The following is a 3,210-nucleotide window of genomic DNA, read 5'->3' as shown; positions in this document are numbered from 1 at the left end:
CTACTGGGCCTTATGGCCCTTTGAAACCCTGCTCATGCCGCGCCGCCATGTTCTGCGTCTGCCAGATCTAACAGATGAGGAACGCCGCAGTCTGGCCGAGATCATGCAGCGTTTTTTGACGAAATATGATAATCTGTTCCAGGTTTCCTTTCCCTATTCCATGGGCTGGCACGGTGCGCCGACCGCTGAAGGAGATTACAGCTATTGGCAGCTTCACGCCCATTATTATCCCCCCTTGCTGCGCTCGGCGACCGTTAAGAAATTTATGGTCGGCTACGAAATGCTGGCCGAAGCCCAACGCGACATTACGGCCGAACAAGCCGCCGACCGTCTGCGCAGCCTCTCCGAGATTCATTACAAACAGCAGAGGTGAAATATAGGCAACTCAGGGGATAAAAATCCCGGCAAGAATGTCAATTTTACCTTGACTTTCTTCATGGCTCTTTATTAGCCCCTCAAAGGAATGAAAACATGAGGAGGAGTCTTTCAATTACAAGGAATCGTCATGAGCGGGACGCTCGTCGGTTATGATGAAACTACAAGGATTTCATGTAGGGAGGAGTAAGTATCGATGCATCTTTCGACTCCATCCTTCTTACATGAAATCCTTGTAGTTTTAAAGGAGATACTATGTCGAACATCACGCAGAATAAAGGATGGATTGTCACAATGGCCGGGCTTGGGATTAATCTTGCCCTGGGAATTTTGTATACCTGGAGTATCTTTAAAGGGAAAATTATCAATTCGATTGAAACAGGAGGCGATTTTCAATGGAATATGGCATCCGTGAACGACCCCTATGCCGTCTGCTGCCTGGTCTTTGCCTTCTCAATGATCCTGGCAGGAAGAGTGCAAGATATATTTGGCCCGAAAATCACCGCCTTAATCGGAGGCGTGTTAGTTGGGGTCGGGATAATCTGGATTTCGCAGACCACTGATTATCTCAGTTGGGTGCTCGGATTTGGCGTCCTGGCCGGCATGGGGATTGGATTTGGCTACGCCTCTGCGACTCCGCCGGCCCTCAAATGGTTTCCGGCCTCAAAAACCGGATTGATTGCCGGATTGGTGGTCTCGGGCTTCGGACTGGCTTCCGTGTATATTGCGCCGCTGGCGACCTATCTTATCGGCGTCTGGGGACTTCAGAGCACGATGAAATTTTTTGGCATCGCCTTTTTGATCGTGGTGGTCGTTCTGGCCTTATTATTGACAAATCCGCCGGCCGGTTATACTCCCGAAGGGGTTTCAAAGACATCTGCAAAAAAGCAAAAAGGGAAACAAGCAGCAGCCGACAATAATTTTAACGCGGCGTATATGCTGAAGCAACCTGCATTCTGGATACTCTGGATCATATATTTTATCGGGGCCGGGGCCGGACTGATGGTGATCGGAAGCGTCGCCGGCATGGCCAAAAAGAGCATGGGAGAACAAGCGTTTCTGGTGGTGGCTACAATGGCAATGGGCAATGCGGGGGGAAGAGTTGTCGCCGGCATCCTGTCCGATAAAATCGGGCGCAGACTCACGCTCGCACTGATGCTCGGTTTTCAAGCTGTGCTGATGTTTCTGGCAATTCCTGTCGTAGGCGCGGAACAGTCGAGCGCATTCCTGCTGGTGCTTCTGTCCGCCCTGATCGGCTTTAATTACGGCACAAATCTGTCACTCTTTCCCTCGTTTTCCAAAGATTTGTGGGGTTTAAAAAGTTTTGGCGTCAATTATGGCATTCTTTTTACGGCCTGGGGCGTCGGCGGCTTCGTCTTAAGCCGTTTATCTCAGATGATTCAGGCCGCGACCGACAGTTTTACGCTGTCCTTTGTCGTCGCCGACATCCTGCTGATTGTAGGAGTCGCGCTGACATTTACCATCCACCGTCAGCCGAAAAAAGTCTGAGAGTCCTCTCCGGTACGGCGGGGCTGCGTCCCCGTCGTCTCACTGATATCGGCTATTAACAACCTCATCAGAACTCCTGAAGCAATTCGATATCTTGTTCAGCATCAGTCTCGTCAAGTAAAGCAATCGGAATGTTCATCCGGGCCAGCAGCTTCTCGAAATCATAGCAGTGATACTCGGCCAGCGAGACGGCTCGCGCTAAGCTGATTTCGATCTTCTGTGAAGTTTATGGAAAACTACAAGGATTGAGTGTACAAAGGATTTGAGATACACTGTAAACCGGGGGTTTCAATCCCTTGTACACTCAATCCTTGTAGTTCCAGAGAAAAGCCGGAAGAATCACTGATTTTTTCAAACCTGTTCGTCAGTAAGCAGCGCAAGAACTTGCTGCAAAAATTGTTGGCCGGCCTGTTCAAGATCGCCGTCCAGCGCAAAAGTGAGGCTGCGGACATGCTTCAACCGCTAAAAAAGAGATTTCCGCTGTTTTTTCTCGTGAATTTCCGCGCGGCCGTGGGATCTCAATTGCATACTATTCAGATACGTCTTTTCATAAGATTATAGTATTCTGTATTGCCCTTCTTACTCATCTGGAAAATGAGTATGTTTAAATAAATCAAATAGTGATAACTGGTAGCCGCTATCAGGAGTGATTTCACTTTCAAATATTGGAGGAAGTTGCAATGGGGCGATTCCGTTTTTGTATTGTTCAATCGCCTCACGTTGATTGTTGCAGAATGGATGGGTCGGACGCCCCTGATCAACATCTGTTCTTTTACTCTTAGAGAATGGAATAGCATGGTCATATTGAGTGCCCATTCGTAAATCTAAAATTCCTCCGCAGAGTTCGCAACGAAGTGCTGATTTGAAAAATTCTCGCAAATTAATCTTTGTTTTCTGATTGGTTGTAAATCTTCTGCCTTTCCCCTCTGTTTGTTTGTGAGTCGAAGCAGTTAGTCGAGCCATAATCGGTTTCAGTTGTGAACGAAATGCCTCTGTCTCTGTTCCTGATGGGTTTTTTACCAAAAGCTCAAGCAATTCTTGATAGAATGTAACCGTCCCCTCTATGGCTCTTGGACCGGAGCCAACTCGACGCGTAATGGCGCTTGCAACGTCTTTTGTGAAAATAATATGCTCAAATCGTCCGCGATGAGCCGAGAAAATGACCTTCCGAATCCTGATATTTTCAGCACTCCCGGACATAAGCCAGGAGATAAAGCCGTACAAGGAACTTCTCACGTATCTTCCGATATTGGTATAAAAATAAAATAAAGGAACGATGGATAGGGATAAAGAATTATTGGAATCACCGGTTAAGTGTTCAAATAT

3 protein-coding genes are annotated in these 3,210 nt (G+C 47.6%); 2 read left to right on the top strand and 1 reads right to left on the bottom strand.

The window, feature by feature from the left end; translation table 11 throughout:
• Together galT and GF401_09835 are read left to right on the top strand one after the other, a co-directional pair.
• Window positions 1–373: galactose-1-phosphate uridylyltransferase (galT, locus tag GF401_09840; protein MBD3345349.1), on the top strand; the 373-nt coding region annotated here is incomplete at its 5' end.
• 257 nt (window positions 374–630) lie between these two features.
• Window positions 631–1,884: an MFS transporter gene (locus GF401_09835; GenBank protein MBD3345348.1), complete on the top strand. Its 1,254-nt coding sequence runs from the start codon at window positions 631–633 to the stop codon at window positions 1,882–1,884.
• A 67-nt stretch (window positions 1,885–1,951) separates the two neighbouring features.
• Here GF401_09835 and GF401_09830 read toward each other — a convergent pair whose 3' ends face one another.
• On the bottom strand, window positions 1,952–2,098 hold the full coding sequence (locus GF401_09830) for a hypothetical protein (protein ID MBD3345347.1): 147 nt from the start codon (window positions 2,096–2,098) through the stop codon (window positions 1,952–1,954).
• Between the last annotated feature and the right edge of the window lie 1,112 nt (window positions 2,099–3,210).

The organism is Chitinivibrionales bacterium, from assembly GCA_014728215.1.
GTDB lineage: Bacteria > Fibrobacterota > Chitinivibrionia > Chitinivibrionales > WJKA01 > WJKA01.
This window is presented reverse-complemented; position numbering and strand designations above follow the sequence as displayed.

Excerpts from the sequence above, each read along its gene's own strand:
- GF401_09835 (MBD3345348.1), top strand. The coding sequence starts at position 631 with ATGTCGAACATCACGCAGAATAAAGGATGGATTGTCACAATGGCCGGG.